The organism is Waterburya agarophytonicola KI4 (assembly GCF_020640915.1).
Taxonomy (GTDB): Bacteria; Cyanobacteriota; Cyanobacteriia; order Cyanobacteriales; family Xenococcaceae; genus Waterburya; species Waterburya agarophytonicola.
Genome location: NZ_JADWDC010000028.1, coordinates 19,210 through 37,904 on the forward strand (window position 1 = coordinate 19,210; position 18,695 = coordinate 37,904).

Sequence of the window (18,695 nt, forward strand, 5' to 3'; positions counted from 1 at the left end):
TTGCAGTAAATAAAGATCGTTTCTAATTGTCTTTAATGTATTTATCTCTAGTAAATAGTTTTTTATTAATTTCTTATCTCAACTATGACTAATCCAACATTCGATCTATCTAGTCTTAATGGCAGTAATGGTTTTATCATTAGTGGTATTAGTGGAGCAGATTTTTCAGGCTCATCTGTCAGTGGTGCAGGAGATGTCAACGCCGATGGTATCGACGACCTAATTATTGGTGCATTTGGTGCTAACCCTAATAACAATGATTCGGGGACAAGCTACGTAGTGTTTGGTAGCAATAGTGGATTTTCTGACAGTCTTCCCTTAAGCACTCTTGACGGTAGTAATGGTTTCCTTATCAATGGTATTGATTTGGGTGATTCCTCAGGCTTATCTGTTAGTAGTGCAGGAGATGTTAACGCTGATGGTATCGACGACCTAATTATCGGCGCACCATTTGCTTCTCCCAATGATAATAATGCGTCAGGAGAAAGCTATGTGGTATTCGGTAATAGCGAAGGATTTAGTAGTAGTTTAGAATTAAGTTCTCTTGATGGTAGCAATGGTTTTGTCATTAACGGTGTCGATCCTCAAGATTTTTCAGGCTCATCTGTTAGCAGTGCAGGAGATCTCAACGCTGATGGTATCGACGACCTAATTATTGGTGCGTCTTCTGCTTCTGTCAACGAGAATGATGCCGAAGGAGAAAGTTATGTAGTGTTCGGTAATAGCGAAGGATTTAGTAGCAGTTTAGAATTAAGTTCTCTTGATGGCAACAATGGTTTTGTCATCAACGGCATTGATTTTGCTGATGCCTCAGGTTCATCTGTCAGCAGTGCAGGGGACTTCAACGCCGATGGTATTGACGACCTAGTTATTGGCGCAAATGGTGCCGATCCTAATGCCGATGATTCGGGGGAAAGCTATGTAGTATTTGGTAATAGCGAAGGATTTGGTAGCAATTTAGAATTGAATTCTCTTGATGGTAGTAATGGTTTTGTCATCAATGGCAAAGAAGAATTCGACTCATCAGGGGCATCTGTCAGCCATGCAGGAGACATCAACGCTGATGGTATTGACGACATAATTATTGGTGCAAATTTAGCTTCTCCCAACGGCATAAATAGTGCGGGAGAAAGTTATGTATTGTTTGGTAGCAATGAAGCACTTAGTGCAAGTCTAGAATTATCTGACCTCGACGGAACAAATGGTTTTAGCCTGACTGGCATAGACCGCAACGACAACGCAGGTCTTTCTGTTAGTGGTGCGGGAGATGTTAATGCTGATGGTATCGATGACATAATTATCGGTGCATTTTATGCTGCTCCTAACGATCTATATCGCGCGGGAGAAAGCTATATAGTATTTGGTAGCAATGAAGGATTTAGTGAAAATATAGATTTAGCCGCTCTCGATGGAACAAATGGTTATACCCTCAATGGTATTGATACTAATGATAATTTAGGTAGATCTGTTAGCGATGCGGGAGATATCAATGCCGATGGAATTGATGATGTAATTATCGGTGCGAGTGGAGCAGATTCTGAGACTAGAGTTAATACAGGAGAAAGCTATGTAGTGTTTGGTCAAACTAGCAACCCTGTTACTGAGCCTTTAGACCAAATGATTGTGGGAACGAGTGAAGATGATGTTTTGTTTGGGGGTCTGGGCAATGATACTATCGAAGGTCTAGAAAAGAATGATTATTTAGAAGGAAGAGAAGGTAATGACTTACTCGATGCTGGAGCGGGTAATGATGTTCTAGGTGGAGGAGAAGGAAGAGACAGCCTACTTGGTTACGATGGTCATGATACTCTATTCGGTGGTAGTGATAACGACACTCTCAAGGGTGGCGCAGATCGAGACAACCTATTCGGCGGTAGTGATAACGATATTTTAATTGGTAATATTGGCAACGATACCCTTAGAGGTGGTGGAGGAAAAGATTTCCTCAAAGGTGGGAATGATAATGATATCTTGTTTGGCAATAGTGCAGACGATACATTACATGGCGGTGATGGTCGAGACATATTTGTCTTTAAAGGTCATATTTATGGCACTGACACAATTCAAGACTTCAATTTAGGTGAAGATCGTATTGCTTTGGGCAATGGATATAATTTTGAATCTATCGAAATTACTGGTGATGTTGATAGTATTTTGTCCTTCAATGACAGTCAATTTGCCATCGTACAAAATGTTAGTTCGGATCGCTTGAGCGCGAGCAATTTCATCGATATGTAAATTCTGTACTGATTATAGATGCAAAGCTGGACTAAATAAATTAGGAGTCCAGCTTTTTTGCCTAAAAGATCTCTTGTGACTTTACATTTATAGCAAGACGGTTACGATCGAACAGTTAATAACATCTATGTTTAAATATTTAAATAAATTAAATTCTATGACCTATAAACTACTGATTGTTACCACTGTCCCAATTACAATTCGCAGTTTTTTGCTTCCCTTTGTCCATCACTTCAAAAGCTTGGGTTGGCAAGTTGATAGTATGGCACAAGGAGTTTCCGAAGATGAAGAATGTGTGGCTGCTTGCGATCGCGTTTGGGATATACAATGGTCGAGGAATGTATTAGATCCACAAAATCTTTTATCGGGAGTCAAACGGGTTAAGGAAGTAGTAACCCAAGGGGATTACGATTTAGTTCACGTTCATACTCCCATTGCAGCCTTTGTTACCCGCTTCGCTTTGAGAAATTTGACCAAACCCAAAGTAGTTTATACGGCTCATGGTTTTCATTTCTATCGTGGTGGTAGTCCGATTAAGAATGCTATTTTCTTTAATTTGGAGAAGTTAGCAGGGAGTTGGACTGATTATTTGATTACGATTAATCACGAAGACGCAACTGCTGCCAAAAAGCATAATTTTCTACCTGAAGAGAGAATTTATTATACTCGCGGTATTGGTGTGGATACGAAACGTTATGCTTCTAATCGAGTTTCAGAAGCCGATGTTATGGAAGTGCGTCAAGAATTGAACTTGGGTGCTACTGATGTTTTGTTACTGTCTATTGCTGAATTTACTCCCCGCAAACGACATCAAGATTTGTTAAATGCTTTAGCTAAATTGGATAACTCTCAGGTGCATCTGGCTTTGGCTGGAGAAGGCCCTTTGATGGAGCAAATGAAGGAGCTTGCTCAAGAATTGAACATAGATGAACAAATTCACTTTTTGGGCTTTCGTAAGGATATACCCACTTTAATTCAAGCTGCCACGGCGGTATTATTGGTTTCTCAACAAGAAGGATTGCCCCGTAGTATTATGGAGGCGATGTGTCTTAATACTCCTGTGATTGGCACTAATATTCGCGGTACTCAAGATTTGCTGGAGGATGGTTGCGGATTGTTGGTTGAGTTGGGGGATACAGATGATTTAGCCCGAGCAATGGCACATATTGTTAGTGATTCGGATAGTGCTGCTGCTATTGCTCAGAAAGCTCAAGTAAAGATGGTAGATTATGACATCGAGCAAATTATTCAGGAATACAGCCGCATATTCGATCTCGCCTTGAATTAAAGCAGAGAAGCTTTAGATTTCCCAGGGATATCTAACTTTAGTTAGATTCTGAACCTATTTGTATTTGGTATGATTATACCCAGATATCTTTTAGCAAGAAAATATATTTCTGATAACAATGGAAGATAAAACTAGGCAAGCATATCAAGAGAAGGCTAAAGCACAGCTTGATAAATTAAATGCTCAAATAGATGAATTAAAGGCTAAAAGCGGTCGCGCTAAAGCTGAGGCTAAGATAGAATATCGGGATAAGCTGGCACAACTATACACAGCAAGAGATACTGCAAGCGCAAAGTTTCAAGAATTGCAACACAGTAAGGAAGCAGCTTGGACGGAAATTAAACAAGGTTTTGAAAAAGCTTGGACGGAATTAGATAGTGCCTGGAGAAATGCGATCGCTAAGTTTTAATTGTTCAAAATTTTAATTAAACTAAGTAAAACAACATTAATAATAAAATGGATATTGTCAGAATTATTTGCGCTGTATTTCTACCTCCCTTGGGAGTCTTTCTACAAACAGGTGTAAGCAAGCAATTGTTAATTAATATCTTGCTTACTTTGTTTGGATATCTTCCTGGTATTATTCACGCGGTATGGGTGATAGCTAAGGAATAATATATCTTTTGCTAGAAACGACTTTAAGTATTAGAAGTCATTGGTTATTAGTCACGGGTATCCCACGAATATGATTCCTTATTTGTCTTAGTTTTTTGATGAATAAGGAATTATTAAGGAGTTATGCATGATATTTAATTATAACTTGTAGGCTGTATGGGGGATATTTCTATTATTTTTCTGTTTTCTTGAGCGACTTGCTGGTCGGTAATTAAGTCATTTAGTTCGCTGATATTAACACCTATTTCTTGACAAGCTTTATTCAAATTTTCAATAAATAAACCAATGTTTTCAGCGTAGCCGCAATTTTGAGCAGCTACTATAATTCCTTGTTTGGCACTAGCTTTAGCACAATTAATTAATTCTATTCCTTGAAGCATATTTTTAGATAACAACTATTACTATAGTCGCTATATTTACATAGCTACTTAATAATTCAATCCCTCCCATGATGGATATATTTTGTCAATTTAAGCTCACGATCGAGAAGAATATTTGTCTATGATGATACTACTGTTAAGGTTTTTTCTGCAATAGTTGGATCGTCAAACTCAGTTTTGGCAATATGATTTTCTAATATTTCTAGATTGCGAATATTTGCTTTGAAATAAGCATCAAAAATATCTCCTGCAATAGGTATAGAACCAATAGCAGTTTCTATAGTTACGTTTTTAATCATTTTGAATATTTCCGAATTGTCTAATCCAAAACGTGCAGCCAAATAAATCATATAAGCTGAAATTCCTGCGGTTATTAAATCGCCACCACCAGGAATCAAGCCTAAGATTGGATCTAATCCAAAGCGAATTTTAGTCCCAGGGATGCCAATAGCAGAATCTAGTAATTTTGCTATCTTACGAATCTTATTGAGATTTTTTAGCTGTTGAATTTTATCCATTTAATGATTAATTTCGATTATATATTTAGTCACTATCTTAAAGCGATCGCTTTCCCAATTCTTCTATCCCAAGGTAGAAGTTTTTTATATATCTTGACCGGTATAGGAATCAGGATTTATCCAAAACAATAATACTTTACTGACGGAGATTCAGTAAATTTTCTAAAGTCTTAAACAGTACTGAATTTACGTTTTAACTTATGTTTGTTTGTTTGTTGGAAAAACCAAAGTTGGCTAGTTCACTAGCGATCGCAGTATTTCTTAGCTTTGGGACGAACCACTATTTCAAAATCCTCACAAGTTCTTCAAGCTTTTCTTATATCTTGAACCTAGAAACAAATTAATCAGTGAGGTACGTGATGACTGTCAAAAATGATTTTTCCCTCAAAGAAATTAGAAATGAAGTTCGTCATTTGATCGAACTGCACAGTTTAGATCCTCAACAAGCAATTTATAACTTGAGTCAATTCTTTCCATCAGGTGAATGGGCATTGATTGAATGTGAAATTGAAGCTCACGGCTACCGCCTGATGCAAAATTCAATTAAAGATCTTTTGGAATAGAAACAAGGAACAAACTGCATGTGTCTGATTGATTATTTTTGATTATTTTAAATATGAAAACTGAATTAAATAGTGAGGTACATCATGGTTGCTACAGTAAATTTTTCTCTTGATGAAATTAAAGATGAAGCTCGCCATCTAGTTGAAACTGGCAAGATCAATTCTCATCAATCAATTTGTGTTCTTTGCGATTTTATTTCTCCAAGAGAATGGATTTGCGCTGAATGTGAATTGGAAAGAAACGATTATTTATTAAGAGATCATATCTGCGATCTTTTAGCTAAAGATGAATGGTCAGAAGATTAGGGAGTGGGAAATTGATGGTGCAAATAAGTTCATTCTACAAGACGGCAATGACGACAGAAGAACTCAAAATAGCTTACAAACTGGGTAGAAAAGATTTTTCTTATTCTCACTTGCAAAACATATGTCTGCAAAAAGCCCAGTTAGCAAATATTAACTTGAGTTGCGCCTATCTCTTTTGATTATGTAATTTTAGGTGCAGGTTTGGATTGAATTGGAATAAATTTCGCGATCGCCCTATCGCTACTTTCCCCGAAGAAACCTGGGGAATTAATTAGTCATATCATAACAGACTCTTCACTTCATAAAGAGGAAATAATCATGTTCAAAAAAATATTAGTCGCATTAGACCGTTCATTAGAAGCAGCAGCAGTTTTTGACTTTGCTCTATCTATAGCGCAACCAGAAATAAGTGAAATATTACTAGTGCATTTTGTAGACTGGCAAATGCAGGATGTATCCCCCTGGGTCGGAATTGGTACTTTATACGATGTAGATATGTCAGGAGAAAGTTACGATTGGGGTCGTAAACGTTTAAAAGAAGAAGTTGATACAGTTAATGATTGGCTAAAAATCTTGGTCAGAAAAGCCGATAAGTTTGGCGTTGACTGCAAGCATGAATGCCATATAGGAAATTGCAATCTTGGAATTGGCGATCGCGCTAAGGATTGGGGAGCAGATGTGTTGGTAATTGGTCGTCGGGATCACAAAAATATCTCGGAAATATTATTAGGTAGCGTTAGCAACTATGTGATTCATCATGCTCCCTGTTCAATTTTGGTAGTTCAAGGAAGTAAAACTTCCGAAACTGTTGAATTGGAGGATGCGGTAGAGGTTCAGTAAATAAGTTTATCTGTTGATCGAGGTATCAAAATGACTAGAATAAATCCAATTAACTATCGAGAAAAGATTATTGCACTGTGGACGGTATTTCTGTTGGGAACATTGTTTCATACTCAACTGGCTTTGATCCCTTTATTTCATGGGATTGATGTAGCAATGATGCGCCATCTGCACCAAGAAGCAGTCACTATGGCAGAAATACAGCCTATTCTGTGGGGAATGCTCTTGTTTTTTATCTTACCAATTATGGCGATCGCTGCTACGGCTTTTTATCAGTTTAAGCACTATAGAACGTTTCATTTTGCTCTTACCTTAGTTTACTCAGTTCTCAACTTCATTCATCTGGTTGCAGATTTAATAGTCGATACAATTTTTTGGTATCAAATTGTGCTGATGCTGTTGCTATTTTTGATTGGAATCTTACTGAATGTAGTGTCTTATCAATGGGTCAAAAGTAATATTCGTCATTTTAAAACTGACATTCCGCAGTTAAATTAAAATATTAGAGTAAAAAAAGCCAGTAGAAATAAGCAAACTCTACTGGCTAAGACATGAACGACACATTCATCTATCTGCAACGAGATAAATTCTAAGAATATTTATTAGGGTCATCGCCAGGATCTCCACTAAAAGGCTGCACTCCAGTTTTTGGATAATCGTCGTCTGTAGGTTTAAAAAGTCTTGATACGCCATTCAATAAATATTGAATTATATTTTGTATCCATGTAAAAATCTTCATATCTATTACCTCTTAAATAAATTATTTAGCTAAGTTATTTAGCTAAGTTATTCAGCTAAAAACTCTTGGTTGAATTGTTGTCTTGTGATGGGGTATTCTAAGATTAATCCCTCGCCTCCCAATGGATAGTCTTCGTTTAAAGGTTGCCCTTCAATAGAAAAAAACACTGGTGTTTGAGGATCGATGCTGGTGACGGTATAAAGCACTTGAGCGGTTCGATAAATCATTGAGCTACTACCACCACCTTGAGTAAATTCCTTAGATAAATCTACGTGTACTCCATTTTCGTTAATATGCAAGTCTAGTAAACGAGATTGGCTCGGAATTGTGCTGGTAGGATCGAAAACAGTTGATTGAGCCAGTAATTTTTCTAAAGCTTCGGTCAAAGCTAGCTTGGGAGAAGTTGCAGCGGTATGCAGAGTCCTTGGTACTAGTCGAATTCGATTATCAACTAATTCTAACTGATATATTTGAGGACTAAACTTAGCTGGCTGTAAATCTTCTACGGCAGAGGATTCAATAACAGTTGGAATTATTATTTTACTCAATGCCAATAAAGCAGTAATTTGGGCTACCCCAATCAATAATAGAGAAAGTCCGATTAATATCGGTGTGGTATTGGGCGATCGTTCGTGTGCTTTCATAGTTTTGACCTCGATCTTCTGACTCGATAGCCTGCTTGCCTAAATTTTGGCTGGGTTAGCTATATTTACCTTCGGCATCGTAATCGTTAAGACTCCATCGATCAGTTCTGCCCTGACATGGTTTACTTGGATTGCTTCGGGTAAAGGAACACTACAATCCAACTGTCCGTAGTGGAGTTCAGAAGGAATTACCTCTTGTTCTACTGTTGATTGATGGCGATCATGAACTCCAGAAATGGCGATTGAATTGGGTTCGGCACTAATATTCAGGTGCTTAATGTCAACTCCAGGGATTTCTGCTTTAAGAATTAAATCTCTATCTGTTTGATTTAACTCGATCGCGGGACACCAAGTTTTGCTCGACTCTTTCATTATCTTCTTCTCCTGATATTGTGCGTAAGCAATTTATTTAGAATTACTTTTTCTCCTATGGTCTTAGAATAGCGATCGATCTTGAAGAATTTGTGAGGACTGTCTAATTATTTGCTTTATATAATTGTTAATTACTTTGAGAAACTTGTGACGGAAATTTAAAGCGATCCCCACAGTTTATATCGTCCAGTTAAATGCCATCTGTGCGATCGCCCAATCTTCTTGAGTATGAATTACTAATATTTTTACCATCGAATCTTCAGCAGCAATATTTTTGTCTACTGGATTAGCATTGTTTTTATCTAGATCCAACTGCAAACCCAAATAGCTCAAACCCCCACAGGTTTTTTCACGCACAATAGCCGAATTTTCACCCACCCCCGCCGTAAAAACCAAAACGTCCAAACCATTGAGGCTAGCAACCATTGCGCCGATCGCCTTTTTTAAACGGTAAAGATAAATATTAAAAGCTAACTGTGCCTGTTCGTTATTATCAGACATCGCTTTACAGATTGCTCTCATATCTCCAGAAACGCCAGAAACCCCAAGTAATCCAGATTCTTGGTTGAGTAGATGATTTACATTTTCTACATTTAAACCATATTTTTGCATTAAATAAATTGGAATTTGGGGATCGATTGAACCGCAGCGAGTACCCATCATCAATCCTTCTAGGGGAGAAAAACCCATTGTAGTATCGATGCAAATGCCTTTATCGATCGCAGCTAAAGAGCAACCATTTCCTAAATGACAAGTAACTATTTTTAAAGACTCAAGAGGCTGTTGTAAAATTTGTGCGGTACGCTGACTACAGTATTGGTGGGAAATACCGTGAAAGCCATATCGCTGTATTCCTTTTTGATAATATTCGTAAGGTAAGGGATAAACTTTGGCAGCTTGAGGAATTGTCGTATGAAAAGCCGTATCAAATACCGCTACTTGAGGAACTTCTGGTAACAATTTTTCGATAGTCTCAATCCCTTCTAAGTTCGCTGGGTTGTGACTGGGTGCGAGGGGAATTAATGATGCGATCGCTTTTTTAACCTCATCATCAATTACAGTCGCCTGACTATATTTTGCGCCACCATGTACCACCCGATGACCCACTGCATTGATATCATTAAAGCTTTCTAATACTTTGGTTTTTCCAGTTGTTAAAGTATCTAGAAGAATTTGTAGCGCACTCTCTTTCTTCTCAACCTCAATCCTCTGTCTAATATCGTTACTTTTAACTGTCAAAACACCGCCAGATTGAGCTACAGTCCAATCAAGATGAGCTTCCCACAAGGGTTTTGGAGGAGTGTCTGGAATAGACTCCTCCAAACTATAGAGACAGCTTTTTTGGCTGCTAGAGCCAGCGTTAAGAACCAAAACAAACATAATTGCTCAAAATTTTTAATAATTAGCCCTAACGTTTTGCACTGCTTTATCAACAGTATTGTGAATACGCTTGATTCTAGTTTCAGATCGTTTAGCATTTTTAATCCACTCTAAAATGCCCCGTTTGACAGATGGAGGAAAAGCATTCCAGTTTTTCAAAGCTGTTTTGTTCTGTGCCAAGGCTAGCTGTAAATCTTCTGGAACTATTAATGCTTCGACATCATCTAAAAAAGTCCACGAACCATCCTTTTTTGCCTGTTCTATTTTCTTTAATCCCGCTGGCTGAATTAAACCTAGATTTTGTAGCTTTTCTATATGGGTTTTATTAACTCCAGACCAATTACTGCCCTTTTTACGGGGAGAAATATATAACATTGTTCGAGTCTCGTCTAGTTTTTTAGGCAAGCTATCAATCCAACCAAAACATAGACATTCTTGAACTATATCTTGATAAGGAAGATAGCATTTATGAACCTTTTTATAAGTAACCAACCAAATACCTGTTTTCTGTAGATGATTATTTTCTAACCATTCTCTAAGATCGCTGCGTGTCTTAACTTCAACTTTTGCGATATGTTCTAGTGCTTTGCTCATTTATTATCTATGGTTTTGAGGTGGGCATTAAAACTAGATTGCCCACCTTACTAATAATCACTAACTATTTGCGAAGCTTATCCCTTTAGGGACTAACTAAACTGCCACTTCCAATTAACAACTTCAGGCTTATCCATTCCCTGTTCGTGAGCATAGTTGAGATTATCAATAATCTCGTTTCTCATCCGTTCTCTAACATACACTGCTCTAGAACCGAGTTTTTCTACCCGATCTATGACATCAATGACTAGGTTAAAGCGATCTATTTGATTGAGAATTGCTAATTCCAAAGGTGTATTAATATTGCCCTGTTCTTTATAGCCTCGAACGTGAATCCGTTCTTGCTTGGTACGACGATAGGCTAGTTTATGAATCAACCAGGGATAGCCGTGGAAGTTAAAGATTACTGGCTTGTCGGGAGTAAACAGAATATCAAACTCTTTATTAGATAAACCGTGGGGATGTTCTTTCTCTGACTGCAAGCGATAGAGATCGACGACGTTAATAAACCTAACTTTGAGTTCGGGGAATTCTTCGCGCAATATAGCAGTAGCAGCTAAAGATTCCATTGTGGGAATATCGCCACAGCAAGCCATAATTACATCAGGTTCATCTGCTGCCTTGCCGCAGTCGTCATTACTCGCCCACTCCCAGATGCCAATACCTTTGGTACAGTGCTTAATTGCCTCGTCCATCGTCAAGTATTGCAGGTGATTTTGTTTGTCGGAGACTATAACATTGATATAGTCTTTACTCCGCAAACAGTGATCGGCAACAGACAACAGACAGTTAGCATCGGGGGGGAAATAGATACGCGTCACGTCGGCACTTTTGTTTGTCACCAAATCGACAAAGCCTGGATCTTGGTGGGAAAAGCCATTATGATCCTGTCGCCATACCAGAGAAGAAAGCATCAGGTTGAGAGAAGAAACAGGCGCGCGCCAGGGAACGTGCTTCTTGCAGATATCCAACCATTTAGCGTGTTGGTTAAACATGGAGTCGATAACGTGAACAAAAGCCTCATAGCTATGAATAAAACCATGTCTGCCTGTCAATAAATAAGTCTCCAACCAACCTTCTAGAGTATGTTCGCTCAACATTTCCATCACTCTACCGTCAGGAGAAAGCTGTCCGCCGTCTTCGTCTTCGGGGAGATAATCCGCCATCCAAGTTTTCTTGGTAACTTCGTAGATATCCTGCAAGCGATTGGAAGCGGTTTCATCAGGACCAAAGACACGGAAGTTGGTCATGTTATTTCTCATCACATCTCGCAGAAATTTACCCAAAACTCTAGTATTTTCAACTTCTACTGTGCCTGGTTTATCCATTGCCACCGCATATTCAGTAAAGTCAGGCAGCTTGAGATCTTTGCGTAGTAAACCGCCATTCGCTATAGGATTGGCACTCATGCGCTTAATTCCTACAGGAGCGAGTTCTTTCAATTCGGGAATCAAAGCACCATTATCATCAAACAATTCTTCTGGCTTGTAACCCTTCATCCACTGTTCCAGCAGCTTTACGTGTTCGGGATTAGAGTGCATTCCTCCCATGGGTACTTGATGCGATCGCCAAAATCCCTCAACCTTGTGTCCATCTACTTCTTGAGGACCAGTCCAACCTTTGGGAGTGCGGAGAATAATCATCGGCCAACGAGGGCGAAAGGCTTTATTTTTAGTCCGTGCTTCCTGTTGGTATTCCCGTATTTTAAGTATGCACTCTTCCATGACTTCTGCCATTTTTTGGTGCATAGTTTCGGGGTCTGAACCTTCTACTACATAAGGAGTATAGCCATACCCTTTAAATAAGTTCTCTAGTTCTTCAGGGCTGATGCGAGCAAGAATCGTCGGATTGGCAATTTTGTATCCGTTGAGGTTGAGTATGGGCAATACAGCACCATCACGGATGGGATTAAGAAATTTATTAGAATGCCAGGCGGTTGCTAATGGACCTGTTTCTGCTTCTCCATCGCCCACAACACAGGCGGCAATTAAACTGGGGTTATCATAGACTGCACCAAAAGCATGGGAAATACTGTAGCCTAGTTCTCCTCCTTCATGAATTGAACCAGGGGTTTCAGGAGTGCAATGACTGCCGATGTAGCCAGGGAAAGAGAATTGCTTGAAGAACTTCTGCATTCCTGATTCGTCTTCACCCTTATCGGGATAGACTTCGGAATACGTCCCTTCAAGATATACGGGTCCTAATACTCCTGGTGCGCCGTGTCCTGGTCCTGCGAGAAAAATGGAGTTGAGGTCGTACTTTTTGATGAGGCGATTGAGGTGGATATAGGTAAAACTAAGGGCTGGTGAAGATCCCCAATGACCTAATAGTCTTTGTTTGATGTGTTCTTTTTGTAAGGTCTCTTTGAGCAGAGGGTTGTCCCGCAGATAAATCATGCCTACTGCCAGATAGTTACAGGCACGCCAATATGCGTCTATCTTTGTTAGTTCTTCTGCCGTTAAAGTCTTTGTTGCTACTGAATCTTGAGAAGAGGAAGTAGATACCATAATTGTGTTGATTGAATAAAACTAATGTTGTTTACTAAATCTATGAAAAGTTTACAAATTCAAATTATTAAACACTTCTGGGAGAACTTGAGCCGAATGGCGAAGCTGTTTTCCTTCTCTGTGACTTAGATCTAAATTAACGGTTTTTAGTATACTTTGATCGCTAACTACTCGTGGTAAACCCAAACACACATTGTCAATCATTACCCCGCAAACTATTGCCAGAAAACCAATATCAAGCTACTAAACATTTAATTCTGACTGCATGTGGCGAACTGTGCGCCTTTGTCCTAACTCATAACCCATTCCAATGCTTTATCCTTTTCATCTGGAGTAAAGTGCTTAACCTCAATACTCGAAAACAAGGTGTTGCTCAATGCTGCCAGAGCTTCAAGCCATTTGCGATCGCTAACAATTGCTTCTTTTTCAAAATTATTGAGGTGTTGTAAGCTAAATTTGAGGTCTTTGATAAATGCTCCTAAAGACATTCCAGACCAACTGCTCACCTCTGCATAAATTCTCAGTTTCTCGCCAGCATCGATCCTTGGTTCAATTAGTTTGGTGATGCGATCAATGTCTTCAGCATCAATCCAGCCATCGATTTCTAAGGCGATTATATGGTCTGGTTTGTGAGTTATAAGTTTAACAGTCATGATTCTTCTCCTGTATTAACTAGATTGAGCTTAGGTCAGGCATAAATAGTAGTTTCAGCACTATTGGGTAAAGTCGATTCTTCTAAAATTGGAGTTTGAACTAACAATACCGAGCAGGGGGCATGATGAACCACATAGTTACTGACGCTGCCCAACAACATTTCTTGGAAACCCGAACGTCCTCGCCTGCCGATAGTAATGACATCAGCATGACAGGATTGAGCGAATTCACAGATGGTCGAACTGGGTTGCCCCGTAATCTGAGTAAATTCGGTTGAAACCCCCGCTGCGATCGCCTTTTTGGTAAAAGTACGTAGCAACTCCATACCCTGTTGTTTAAAATTTGCCCACTCGCGATCAAATTCTTCGTTTGCCTGACGCATTATTCGAGGATCGACATGAATGCAACGATTTTTGTGGTACACCAGGTACGGAGACATAAACGGGCTATTTTCTTCTTCAACCGATACAACGTGCAATAAAATTAGGTTTCCCCCGTCAGCTTTAGCTAGTGATAAAGCTTGGTTAAATACTTGTTTGCTGCCTGGTTCGTGGTCAACTGCCACTAAAATTTTTTGAAACATTTTACATAACCTCTACTACTTGTTAATCAAGGAGCAAACTAAATATCAACATCATTATTTACCCATTAATTTTGCTTCAAGACTTCTTGTGTGCTTTCTGCCTCTTCTGCTTCCTCATAAGGGAAGTCGACACCATAAGAAACTAAATCTGTATCAGTGCGAACGATTAATACCGAACAGGGGGCATGATGAGTTACATAGTTGCTCACGCTACCGAGAAACATCTCTTTCAGACCTTTGAGTCCGCGACTGCCTACCAGAATTAAATCTGCGGACCATTCACTTGCTATTTCACAAATTGTCCATCCAGGAATACCGCTTAACTGAGCGTATTCAGTGTCTATTCCCAAAGCGATCGCTTTCTGCGCCAAATTGCGTAACAATTCTTCTTCCCCTCGTTCGTATTCATCAAATGCCTTATGAAATACACTGTCATCCTTCCCTTTTAAAACAGCGTAATAGGCATAAGTTGGTAGTATTGGGTAGTCAATATCTTCGTCTGAAAGAATGTGTAACAGCATTAATTTTGCTCCCGTAGCCTGAGCTAGAGATACTGATGTATCAAAAACCGATTGGCTTCTCAGGGAATTGTCTATTGTTGCCAGTATTCTATTAATCATTTATAAAACCTCTTTACGGGGTTGGTCTTTAATAGTTATCGTTGGTTAGTTAGTGGGTATTGATTGCCGATCTGTCTCTGCTTCTTCAGAAGATGTAGGCTCGGATTCGTTTTCGATAGAGGTGCGAATAATTAAAACCGAGCAAGGAGCATGATGAGTTACATAGTTACTGACGCTACCGAGGAACATTTCTTTCAAGCCTTTCAATCCTCTACTACCAACTAAAATAATGTCGGCTGACCAAGTGTTTGCTAACTTGCATATTTCTCTTCCAGGATTGCCAGTTAATTGAACAAATTCGCTTTTGATACTAGCTGCTTGGGCTTCTTTATTTTTCTGCTGTAAAAATTTGATTCCTTCTTGTTTGTAATCCTGATATCTCTTCTGATATAGGTTGTAATCGTAATCGTCCAACACTGGATAGTAAGTATAGCTAGGGATTACGGGATAATTAGGTTCGTCTTCACCCAAAATGTGCATGATCATTAATTCTGCACCTGTGGTTTTAGCTAAAGACAATGCTGAATTAAAGACAGTCTGACTGGTTTCGGAATAGTCTAGTGCTACTAAAATTTTGTTTAACATGATAAATACCTCTTTGCGAAGTTAGCCCTAAGGAGTAAGGTTAGTTGCGGGTCAAGTCAGGAGTCAGGAGTTCGCCATCTGCTTTTGCTGATTTTGAAGATGTTTGCTCTGACTCATTATTTATTGACTGACGAACAATTAATACCGAACAGGGTGCATGATGGGTTACATAATTGCTAACGCTGCCAAGAAACATTTCTTTTAAACCTTTGAGTCCGCGACTGCCCACTAAGATCAAATCTGCCGACCAAGTTTCTGCTAACTCGCAGATAGTATGTCCTGGATTTCCAGTTAATTGTGTATATTCTGCGTCTATACCCGCTGCGATCGCTTTTTCAGTTAGGTCTTGAAGAAAATCAAGTTCCCATTGTCTATATTTCTCTAGCTGTTTTTGATATGTCTTGTGTTCGCGATCGTCCATCATTGGATAATAAGTATATGTGAGTAATGCTGGATAGTTCGCTTCCGTCTGGGACAGGCCATGAAGCAGCATCAATTTTGCATTGTTAGTTTGAGCTAAAGATACAGCAGTATTAAAAATAGATTGATTGTTTTCCAAGCGGTCTACAGCTACCAAAATTTTGTTAATCATAATGAATACCTTTTGGAGAAGTTAATAGTGAGATAGTTGCTGGTCATTTACTGTTTCGTCAGGAGATGCTCTATCTGTTTGAGAATCGACTGGCTGGCGAACGATTAGAACCGAACAGGGTGCATGATGGGTAACATAGTTGCTGACGCTACCTAAAAACATTTCTTTTAGTCCTTTGAGTCCACGGCTACCAACTAAGACCAAATCTGCCGACCAGTTGTTTGCTAGTTCGCAAATCATACGCCCCCGATTGCCAACCAATTGGCTAAACTCTGTTGAAACTCCTGCTGCGGTAGCTTCTTCGGTAAGATTTTTGAGAAATTCAATGCCGTGTTGTTCGTACTTGGCATATTCTTGTTGATAGGTTTCGTAGTTCATTTCTTCTACTATGGGATAGTAGGTATAAGTTGGTGCTATGGGGTGTTCTGGTTCTTTTTTAGAGAGAATATGCAGCAACATTAAGTCCGCTCCTGTGGTTTGAGCCAAAGATACGGCAGTATCAAAGACAAATTTGTTGTTTTGAGTTCGGTCTACGGCGATTAGGATTTTGTTTATCATGGTGAGTACCTCTAAGTGGAGATTGAGATCTGCGGTTACGACCATAAGTTCTAGTTCCTCCTAACTATTTGCCTCATTGCACAGATTCGGTGATCCGTTGAAGTTGATAGTTACTTTGTAAATTAATAATTTGAGGAACTTGTGAAGATGTTAGCGACATCCCTTTCAGAAACATACAGATAATTCGAGTCAGGATAATCTCTCTGTAATTATCGTAATTCAATCTAATTTGTGCCTGACAATATGCAAAATTACCAATATTATTAAATAAATGCGCCCTTAAAAAATAGGCAAGATAGTCATATTGAATAACAATTAAATTTTTCATTCAATTGAATAGATAATCTATGAAAAATAAGCATGAAATTCAAAAAATTCAATAAGACTAAGCTATTCATCTTTGTGTTATTTCTAACATTTGGTATATCAGGATTAGCGATCGCCTTAAACTATCTAAAAATATTTCAGTCCCTAGAATGGTCAGCTTACGATACTTGGTTTCGGCTGCGTTCGACTGAAGCCAAAGAAAAGCGCATTGTTGTCGTGACTATTAACGAATCAGATATTGGCAAACTCGGACAATGGCCAATGTCTGATATTGCTCTGAGTCAATTAATCGACAAAATCCACCAACAGCAGCCCAGAGCTATAGGTTTAGATATCTATCGCGATTTGCCTGTTGCCCCTGGAACTAAAGAATTAGAAACGGTTTTACGGTCTACCCCTAATTTAGTTGGGGTCGAAAAAATTATTGGCGAAAAAATTCAACCATCACCAATTCTCCAAGAAAAAAATCAAACTGCTCTATCAGATTTAGTTAGAGACGGAGATGGCACAATTAGACGGGGTTTACTTTCCGTTGAATTAGATAGCGGTCAAATTAAACTTGGTTTGGGTACTCGGTTAGCTTTAATGTATTTAGCACCAGCAGGAATTGCACCCGAACCTATTGGTGAAACGGGAACATTAGCTTTGGGAAAAGGAAGGATAATACCTTTTAACAGTAATGACGGTGGATACGTTCGCGCTGATGCTGGAGGCTTCCAGATTTTAATTAATTATCGTGGCACAGAAACTAGTTTCGATCGCATTTGTATTAACGATGTGCTAAACGATCGAATTCCCGATAATCTATTTAGCGATCGCCTAGTTTTAATCGGATCTATTGCTCCTAGCTTAAACGATTTTTTTCCGACTCCTTATAGTGATTCTAGGGAGAGCCTAGTTAAAGATTTACCTGGAGTCCTGATTCACGCTAATATTGCTAGTCAAATTATTAGCAGTGCATTAGATGGCAGAAATTCAATTAAAACTGTTAATGAACCTTTGGAATGGATCTGGATTTTTGCTTGGACTTATAGTGTATCAATGCTGAATATAGTTTTGCTTGATCGTCAATCCGATGGTCAAAAAAATATTTTTACCTCTGCTCCCTTCGCTACTTTCATGACCTGTTTTGCTATTGTTGGTAGTGGTTATCTTTTGTTCTTAGGTGGTTTGTGGCTGCCTATAATTACTCCTGTATTTTCTGTAGCAGTCTCAGGAATCTTAATTAGTTGGTATTGCAAAACAAATCAAGAAGAACAGCAAAAAAAGCTGGCTTTCACCGACGGTTTAACTGAAATACCTAATCGTCGTTTCTTTGATGAATTTCTCAAAGAACAGTGGCAAAAGAACCGACAAAAAGAAAGAAGTTTATCAATTATCCTTTGCGACGTAGATTTTTTCAAAAAATACAACGATACCTATGGTCATCAAGCAGGAGATTTATGTCTTAAAGAGGTAGCAAAAGTTTTAGCCCAATCAGTACGAGATAGCGATCTGGCTGCTCGTTATGGTGGAGAAGAATTTGTCGCTGTCTTGCCCGATACCCCTCCAGATGCGGCAATAGCGATCGCCCAACGAATTTGCGATCGCCTTAAGTCATTACAAATGCCCCATGTCAGTTCTCAAGCCAGCGAATATGTCAGTATTAGTTGCGGTGTTACCTGCACCACTGTTAGTGTAGTTCATTCTCCCGAAGAACTGATTGAATGTGCCGATCGCGCTTTATATCAAGCCAAAGAACAAGGACGCGATCGCGCTGTCTTGTGGCAAGAACAATAAAAGTCTTTGAGCT

Annotated in this window: 24 protein-coding genes; 9 read left to right on the top strand and 15 right to left on the bottom strand. The window is 39.0% G+C overall.

The genetic code is table 11. The features are described 5' to 3' along the window. The first annotated feature begins 84 nt into the window (after positions 1 to 84). From I4641_RS12270 to I4641_RS12285, 4 genes are all read left to right on the top strand, one after another. The gene (locus I4641_RS12270) at positions 85 to 2,238 is read left to right on the top strand and encodes a calcium-binding protein (RefSeq protein ID WP_229640820.1); all 2,154 of its coding nucleotides are present in this window, start codon (positions 85 to 87) and stop codon (positions 2,236 to 2,238) included. Positions 2,239 to 2,395: 157 nt separating this feature from the next. Next, entirely contained in the window at positions 2,396 to 3,526 is a 1,131-nt protein-coding gene (locus I4641_RS12275) for a glycosyltransferase family 4 protein (protein WP_229640821.1), read from the top strand. A gap of 118 nt (positions 3,527 to 3,644) precedes the next feature. Continuing rightward, entirely contained in the window at positions 3,645 to 3,935 is a 291-nt protein-coding gene (locus I4641_RS12280) for a sll1863 family stress response protein (RefSeq protein WP_229640822.1), read from the top strand. Positions 3,936 to 3,982: 47 nt separating this feature from the next. Then, on the top strand, positions 3,983 to 4,141 hold the full coding sequence (locus I4641_RS12285; RefSeq protein ID WP_229640823.1) for a YqaE/Pmp3 family membrane protein: 159 nt from the start codon (positions 3,983 to 3,985) through the stop codon (positions 4,139 to 4,141). Between the two features lie 134 nt (positions 4,142 to 4,275). Here the strand turns inward: I4641_RS12285 and I4641_RS12290 are convergent, their stop codons facing one another. Further along, positions 4,276 to 4,521: a hypothetical protein gene (locus I4641_RS12290; RefSeq protein WP_229640824.1), complete on the bottom strand. Its 246-nt coding sequence runs from the start codon at positions 4,519 to 4,521 to the stop codon at positions 4,276 to 4,278. A gap of 119 nt (positions 4,522 to 4,640) precedes the next feature. Then, positions 4,641 to 5,039: a DUF4112 domain-containing protein gene (locus I4641_RS12295; RefSeq protein WP_229640825.1), complete on the bottom strand. Its 399-nt coding sequence runs from the start codon at positions 5,037 to 5,039 to the stop codon at positions 4,641 to 4,643. A gap of 359 nt (positions 5,040 to 5,398) precedes the next feature. On the opposite strand from I4641_RS12295, the gene I4641_RS12300 reads away from it, so the two are divergent. From I4641_RS12300 to I4641_RS12315, 4 genes are all read left to right on the top strand, one after another. After that, entirely contained in the window at positions 5,399 to 5,602 is a 204-nt protein-coding gene (locus I4641_RS12300; RefSeq protein ID WP_229640826.1) for a DUF4327 family protein, read from the top strand. 84 nt (positions 5,603 to 5,686) lie between these two features. Beyond that, positions 5,687 to 5,908, top strand: a complete 222-nt coding sequence (locus tag I4641_RS12305) for a DUF4327 family protein (RefSeq protein WP_229640827.1) — start codon at positions 5,687 to 5,689, stop codon at positions 5,906 to 5,908. 318 nt (positions 5,909 to 6,226) lie between these two features. Beyond that, positions 6,227 to 6,748 (top strand): universal stress protein, encoded by a 522-nt coding sequence (locus I4641_RS12310; RefSeq protein WP_229640828.1) that lies wholly within the window; start codon positions 6,227 to 6,229, stop codon positions 6,746 to 6,748. A gap of 30 nt (positions 6,749 to 6,778) precedes the next feature. Next, positions 6,779 to 7,246: a hypothetical protein gene (locus I4641_RS12315; RefSeq protein ID WP_229640829.1), complete on the top strand. Its 468-nt coding sequence runs from the start codon at positions 6,779 to 6,781 to the stop codon at positions 7,244 to 7,246. 91 nt (positions 7,247 to 7,337) lie between these two features. Here I4641_RS12315 and I4641_RS12320 read toward each other — a convergent pair whose 3' ends face one another. The 13 genes from I4641_RS12320 to I4641_RS12380 all read right to left on the bottom strand — a co-directional run bounded on the left by I4641_RS12320 (position 7,338) and on the right by I4641_RS12380 (position 16,621). After that, the gene (locus I4641_RS12320) at positions 7,338 to 7,487 is read right to left on the bottom strand and encodes an isochorismate synthase (protein WP_229640830.1); all 150 of its coding nucleotides are present in this window, start codon (positions 7,485 to 7,487) and stop codon (positions 7,338 to 7,340) included. Between the two features lie 47 nt (positions 7,488 to 7,534). Then, positions 7,535 to 8,131, bottom strand: coding sequence for a GerMN domain-containing protein (locus I4641_RS12325; RefSeq protein WP_229640831.1), 597 nt, complete (start codon positions 8,129 to 8,131; stop codon positions 7,535 to 7,537). A 39-nt stretch (positions 8,132 to 8,170) separates the two neighbouring features. Next, complete coding sequence (locus I4641_RS12330) at positions 8,171 to 8,503, bottom strand: Hsp20/alpha crystallin family protein (protein ID WP_229640832.1); 333 nt, start codon at positions 8,501 to 8,503, stop codon at positions 8,171 to 8,173. A gap of 177 nt (positions 8,504 to 8,680) precedes the next feature. Then, positions 8,681 to 9,883 (bottom strand): acetate kinase, encoded by a 1,203-nt coding sequence (locus tag I4641_RS12335; protein ID WP_229640833.1) that lies wholly within the window; start codon positions 9,881 to 9,883, stop codon positions 8,681 to 8,683. 15 nt (positions 9,884 to 9,898) lie between these two features. Next, the gene (locus I4641_RS12340) at positions 9,899 to 10,477 is read right to left on the bottom strand and encodes a YdeI/OmpD-associated family protein (protein ID WP_229640834.1); all 579 of its coding nucleotides are present in this window, start codon (positions 10,475 to 10,477) and stop codon (positions 9,899 to 9,901) included. Between the two features lie 92 nt (positions 10,478 to 10,569). Beyond that, a complete protein-coding gene (locus I4641_RS12345; protein WP_229640835.1) occupies positions 10,570 to 12,984 on the bottom strand; it encodes a phosphoketolase family protein in 2,415 nt (804 codons plus the stop codon). A 51-nt stretch (positions 12,985 to 13,035) separates the two neighbouring features. Continuing rightward, the gene (locus I4641_RS12350; protein WP_229640836.1) at positions 13,036 to 13,188 is read right to left on the bottom strand and encodes a hypothetical protein; all 153 of its coding nucleotides are present in this window, start codon (positions 13,186 to 13,188) and stop codon (positions 13,036 to 13,038) included. 86 nt (positions 13,189 to 13,274) lie between these two features. After that, positions 13,275 to 13,637: a SpoIIAA family protein gene (locus I4641_RS12355; RefSeq protein WP_229640837.1), complete on the bottom strand. Its 363-nt coding sequence runs from the start codon at positions 13,635 to 13,637 to the stop codon at positions 13,275 to 13,277. A gap of 35 nt (positions 13,638 to 13,672) precedes the next feature. Beyond that, on the bottom strand, positions 13,673 to 14,221 hold the full coding sequence (locus I4641_RS12360) for a universal stress protein (RefSeq protein ID WP_229640838.1): 549 nt from the start codon (positions 14,219 to 14,221) through the stop codon (positions 13,673 to 13,675). Between the two features lie 65 nt (positions 14,222 to 14,286). Further along, positions 14,287 to 14,841: a universal stress protein gene (locus I4641_RS12365; protein WP_229640839.1), complete on the bottom strand. Its 555-nt coding sequence runs from the start codon at positions 14,839 to 14,841 to the stop codon at positions 14,287 to 14,289. A 45-nt stretch (positions 14,842 to 14,886) separates the two neighbouring features. After that, positions 14,887 to 15,426 carry a universal stress protein gene (locus tag I4641_RS12370; RefSeq protein WP_229640840.1) on the bottom strand — a complete coding sequence of 180 codons (540 nt, stop codon included), beginning with the start codon at positions 15,424 to 15,426 and terminating at the stop codon, positions 14,887 to 14,889. A 40-nt stretch (positions 15,427 to 15,466) separates the two neighbouring features. Further along, a complete protein-coding gene (locus I4641_RS12375) occupies positions 15,467 to 16,018 on the bottom strand; it encodes a universal stress protein (RefSeq protein ID WP_229640841.1) in 552 nt (183 codons plus the stop codon). 21 nt (positions 16,019 to 16,039) lie between these two features. Further along, positions 16,040 to 16,621 (bottom strand): universal stress protein, encoded by a 582-nt coding sequence (locus I4641_RS12380; protein ID WP_229640842.1) that lies wholly within the window; start codon positions 16,619 to 16,621, stop codon positions 16,040 to 16,042. A 357-nt stretch (positions 16,622 to 16,978) separates the two neighbouring features. Between I4641_RS12380 and I4641_RS12385 the strand changes: the two genes are divergently transcribed. Then, the gene (locus I4641_RS12385) at positions 16,979 to 18,682 is read left to right on the top strand and encodes a CHASE2 domain-containing protein (RefSeq protein ID WP_229640843.1); all 1,704 of its coding nucleotides are present in this window, start codon (positions 16,979 to 16,981) and stop codon (positions 18,680 to 18,682) included. Positions 18,683 to 18,695 lie beyond the last annotated feature (13 nt).

Excerpts from the sequence above, each read along its gene's own strand:
- I4641_RS12290 (WP_229640824.1), bottom strand. The coding sequence starts at position 4,521 with ATGCTTCAAGGAATAGAATTAATTAATTGTGCTAAAGCTAGTGCCAAA.
- I4641_RS12310 (WP_229640828.1), top strand. The coding sequence starts at position 6,227 with ATGTTCAAAAAAATATTAGTCGCATTAGACCGTTCATTAGAAGCAGCA.
- I4641_RS12315 (WP_229640829.1), top strand. The coding sequence starts at position 6,779 with ATGACTAGAATAAATCCAATTAACTATCGAGAAAAGATTATTGCACTG.
- I4641_RS12305 (WP_229640827.1), top strand. The coding sequence starts at position 5,687 with ATGGTTGCTACAGTAAATTTTTCTCTTGATGAAATTAAAGATGAAGCT.
- I4641_RS12300 (WP_229640826.1), top strand. The coding sequence starts at position 5,399 with ATGACTGTCAAAAATGATTTTTCCCTCAAAGAAATTAGAAATGAAGTT.
- I4641_RS12325 (WP_229640831.1), bottom strand. The coding sequence starts at position 8,131 with ATGAAAGCACACGAACGATCGCCCAATACCACACCGATATTAATCGGA.
- I4641_RS12270 (WP_229640820.1), top strand. The coding sequence starts at position 85 with ATGACTAATCCAACATTCGATCTATCTAGTCTTAATGGCAGTAATGGT.
- I4641_RS12285 (WP_229640823.1), top strand. The coding sequence starts at position 3,983 with ATGGATATTGTCAGAATTATTTGCGCTGTATTTCTACCTCCCTTGGGA.
- I4641_RS12370 (WP_229640840.1), bottom strand. The coding sequence starts at position 15,426 with ATGTTAAACAAAATTTTAGTAGCACTAGACTATTCCGAAACCAGTCAG.
- I4641_RS12320 (WP_229640830.1), bottom strand. The coding sequence starts at position 7,487 with ATGAAGATTTTTACATGGATACAAAATATAATTCAATATTTATTGAAT.
- I4641_RS12360 (WP_229640838.1), bottom strand. The coding sequence starts at position 14,221 with ATGTTTCAAAAAATTTTAGTGGCAGTTGACCACGAACCAGGCAGCAAA.
- I4641_RS12350 (WP_229640836.1), bottom strand. The coding sequence starts at position 13,188 with ATGATTGACAATGTGTGTTTGGGTTTACCACGAGTAGTTAGCGATCAA.
- I4641_RS12330 (WP_229640832.1), bottom strand. The coding sequence starts at position 8,503 with ATGAAAGAGTCGAGCAAAACTTGGTGTCCCGCGATCGAGTTAAATCAA.
- I4641_RS12340 (WP_229640834.1), bottom strand. The coding sequence starts at position 10,477 with ATGAGCAAAGCACTAGAACATATCGCAAAAGTTGAAGTTAAGACACGC.
- I4641_RS12365 (WP_229640839.1), bottom strand. The coding sequence starts at position 14,841 with ATGATTAATAGAATACTGGCAACAATAGACAATTCCCTGAGAAGCCAA.
- I4641_RS12280 (WP_229640822.1), top strand. The coding sequence starts at position 3,645 with ATGGAAGATAAAACTAGGCAAGCATATCAAGAGAAGGCTAAAGCACAG.
- I4641_RS12295 (WP_229640825.1), bottom strand. The coding sequence starts at position 5,039 with ATGGATAAAATTCAACAGCTAAAAAATCTCAATAAGATTCGTAAGATA.
- I4641_RS12355 (WP_229640837.1), bottom strand. The coding sequence starts at position 13,637 with ATGACTGTTAAACTTATAACTCACAAACCAGACCATATAATCGCCTTA.
- I4641_RS12335 (WP_229640833.1), bottom strand. The coding sequence starts at position 9,883 with ATGTTTGTTTTGGTTCTTAACGCTGGCTCTAGCAGCCAAAAAAGCTGT.
- I4641_RS12375 (WP_229640841.1), bottom strand. The coding sequence starts at position 16,018 with ATGATTAACAAAATTTTGGTAGCTGTAGACCGCTTGGAAAACAATCAA.
- I4641_RS12380 (WP_229640842.1), bottom strand. The coding sequence starts at position 16,621 with ATGGTCGTAACCGCAGATCTCAATCTCCACTTAGAGGTACTCACCATG.
- I4641_RS12275 (WP_229640821.1), top strand. The coding sequence starts at position 2,396 with ATGACCTATAAACTACTGATTGTTACCACTGTCCCAATTACAATTCGC.
- I4641_RS12345 (WP_229640835.1), bottom strand. The coding sequence starts at position 12,984 with ATGGTATCTACTTCCTCTTCTCAAGATTCAGTAGCAACAAAGACTTTA.